Origin of the sequence: Bradyrhizobium sp. STM 3809 (assembly GCF_000239795.1) — a bacterium.
In the GTDB taxonomy this organism is placed as follows: Bacteria; Pseudomonadota; Alphaproteobacteria; order Rhizobiales; family Xanthobacteraceae; genus Bradyrhizobium.
In genome coordinates this window covers 1-2,934 of the sequence record NZ_CAFJ01000639.1, presented here as the reverse complement: position 1 = coordinate 2,934, position 2,934 = coordinate 1, and the positions used below count along the sequence as shown (strand labels likewise).

General features: G+C 64.0%; 3 protein-coding genes. All 3 read left to right on the top strand.

Annotated elements, in window-relative coordinates; all coding sequences use genetic code 11:
* The first annotated feature begins 42 nt into the window (after positions 1-42).
* The 3 genes from BRAS3809_RS28505 (at position 43) to BRAS3809_RS28495 (ending at position 2,633) form a co-directional block, all read left to right on the top strand.
* A complete protein-coding gene (locus BRAS3809_RS28505; protein WP_008965477.1) occupies positions 43-570 on the top strand; it encodes a DUF2059 domain-containing protein in 528 nt (175 codons plus the stop codon).
* A 34-nt stretch (positions 571-604) separates the two neighbouring features.
* Entirely contained in the window at positions 605-1,990 is a 1,386-nt protein-coding gene (gor, locus tag BRAS3809_RS28500; protein WP_008965476.1) for a glutathione-disulfide reductase, read from the top strand.
* Between the two features lie 70 nt (positions 1,991-2,060).
* Positions 2,061-2,633 carry a hypothetical protein gene (locus tag BRAS3809_RS28495; protein WP_240535791.1) on the top strand — a complete coding sequence of 191 codons (573 nt, stop codon included), beginning with the start codon at positions 2,061-2,063 and terminating at the stop codon, positions 2,631-2,633.
* The last annotated feature ends 301 nt before the right edge of the window (positions 2,634-2,934 follow it).

Sequence of the window (2,934 nt, the reverse complement as noted above, 5' to 3'; positions counted from 1 at the left end):
ACGAAACTGCGCTTTGGACCGTCATCTCACAGGAGACTTGGAATGAAGAGCGTGTTCAGAATCCTCCCGGCCGCCGGCCTCGTGCTGGCTGTGGCCGCGGCGAGCCCGGCTGCCGTGCAGGCGCAGGGCCAGCCGCCGGCGCTGAAGCCGGCCTCGGCCGCCTGCATGGCCGGCGCGAAGGAGATTCTGGCGATGAAGAACGCCTCCGCGCTGTACGCCAATGCCGTTCCCGGCATCGTGCAGCAGGCCAAGCAGACGCTGCTGCAGTCCAACCTCAACTACCAGAAGGACCTCGACGAGGTCGCGGTGGTGGTCGCGCAGACCTATGCGGGCAAGGAGAAGGAGATCGGCGACAAGATGGCGCAGATCTACTGCAACGAGTTCACCGACGCCGAGATCGCCAATCTCGTCGCCTTCTACAAGACGCCGCTCGGGCAGAAGCTGATCAACGCCGAGCCGAAGGCGATCCAGATGAGCATGATGGCGACGAACCAGTGGGCCGCCGAATTCTCCGAGACGGTGACCGCGCAGTTCCGCGCCGAGATGCGCAAGCGCAACAAGCCGATCTGACGCGTGTCGCGGGACAGGTCGGGCCGGAGGACCCATGGCTGAATTCGACGTCGACCTGTTCGTGATCGGTGGCGGCTCGGGTGGCGTGCGCGCCGCCCGCATCGCGAGCGGCTATGGCGCCCGCGTCATGATCGCCGAAGAGTACCGCATGGGCGGCACCTGCGTGATCCGCGGCTGTGTGCCCAAGAAGCTGTTCGTGATCGGCTCGCATGTCCGCCAGGAGATCGCCGATGCCGCCGGCTTCGGCTGGACCATCCCGTCCGCGACGTTCGACTGGCCGACGCTGATCGCCAACAAGGACAAGGAGATCGCCCGGCTCGAGGCGGCCTACGCCGCCAATGTCGAGAAGTCGGGCGCCAAGATCGTCAAGACCCGGGCCGTGCTGGAGGATGCGCACACGGTGCGGCTCGCCACCGGCGAGACCGTCCGCGCCAAAACCATCCTGATCGCGACCGGCGGCGCGCCCAATCACGGCACGCCGATTCCCGGCATCGAGCACGTCATCTCCTCCAACGAGGCGTTTCATCTGGATGAGCTGCCGCGCCGGATCGTGATCCAGGGCGGCGGCTACATCGCGCTCGAATTCGCCTGCATCTTCGCCAATTTCGGCTCCGACGTCACCGTCGTCTATCGCGGCGACAACATCCTGCGCGGCTTCGACGAGGACGTCCGCAAGCACGTGCGCGCCGAGATGGAGAAGGAAGGCATCACCATCCTCACGGGATGCACCGTCACCAGCGTCGACAGGCACGGCAAGGACTGCACGACGCATCTGTCGAACGGCTCCAGCATCGCCTCCGACAAGGTGATGTTCGCGATCGGCCGCCATCCCGCGGTGGCCAATCTCGGCCTGGAGAAGGCGGGCGTCGCCATCAACCCGCGCAATGGCGGCATCGCGGTCGACGCGTTCTCGCAGAGCTCGGTGCCGAGCATCTATGCGATCGGCGACGTCACCCATCGCTTCAACCTGACGCCGGTCGCGATCCGCGAGGGCCACGCCTTCGCCGACACCGTGTTCGGCGGCAAATCCGTGCGCGTCGACCACGCCGACATTCCGACCGCCGTGTTCTGCCAGCCCGAGGTCGGCACCGTCGGCCTGACCGAGACCCAGGCGCGCGAGATGTACGACCGCGTCGACATCTACAAGACGACGTTCCGGCCGATCAAGGCGACGATGTCCGGCCGCGACACCCGCGTGCTGATGAAGCTCGTGGTCGACGGCTCAAGCGACCGCGTGCTCGGCTGCCACATCGTCGGCGACGCCGCCGCCGAGATCACGCAGGCGGTGGCGATCGCCATCAAGATGAAGGCCACCAAGGCCGATTTCGACGCCACCGTCGCGCTGCATCCCTCCGCCGCCGAGGAACTGGTGACGATGCGCACCGTCACCGAGCGGCATGTGAGGCAGGCGGCGGAGTAGGGGCCGTCCAGAAACCTTTGCATCCTGATAGGCCGGGGGTGAACGCTCAATGTGGCGCTGGCGACAGGCCGTGTACGTCGGAAGCCTCACGATGTGGGTCTGCCTTGCCGGTGTCGGACGGGCAGATGATCAAAGAAGCCGGCTCAACGACGAGGCAGAACGACTCTTCCGGGTGGTGCTGGCCGAGCAAAAGGATCTCGGGCCTTGTGAACTTGCACCGACCTGGGACACGTACCCCGTACCAGAATATGTCGGCCGAAAGTATCTAGGCCTGAAGTTGCACGCTTCACTTTCTGCTCCTGACAACGGAGCGGAAGCCTTCCAGATCCTCGAGCCGCCTGTTAAAGGCTCGCTGTGTCGTGCCGATGAGGCCGAGGAACTGGAAAGCCAACGTCTGGCGGCGTTCAAAGTCGGAACGGAAAAATCTCTCGTTAGCACGAGCAGGAAATACACGTTTCCAGTCTTCAGCGCAGACTACCGCACGGCCGTCTTCGTAGTGACAGGGCAGCGATCCGGCTGGTACCGAAAGTCGGACGGAGGCCTTGCGAAACTTGCGGTGGAAGCGGCGGGGTCGGCTGTGGTCTACCGCAAGGTGGGCGGGAGTTGGCGTCATGTGACCACGATTCTATTGTGGATCACCTAAGCCGGCCTGGTCGCGCTTGTTGTCCAACTCATTCGGCACACGAGACTGATTTGGTCGTTTCGTGCACTGTCACCGAATGACCAGGACTTGCGATCGGCTCGTGGCGTCGCGAGGCTTCCGCTAGAGGCCGATTGGTCCGCTGTCGTCTATCGGAAGGTCGGTGGACAATGGCGCAATGTCGACAGGATTGGGCTGGCGGCCACCTGAACGGCAATTCGGTGACAGTGCACAGCAATTCGGTGACAGCAATTCGGTGACAGTGCACAAAACTAATTTGGTAGTTTCGTGCACTGTCACCGAA

What these genes read in the sequence shown, in the direction of transcription:
- gor (WP_008965476.1), top strand. Translation starts at nt 605, where the DNA reads ATGGCTGAATTCGACGTCGACCTGTTCGTGATCGGTGGCGGCTCGGGT.
- BRAS3809_RS28505 (WP_008965477.1), top strand. Translation starts at nt 43, where the DNA reads ATGAAGAGCGTGTTCAGAATCCTCCCGGCCGCCGGCCTCGTGCTGGCT.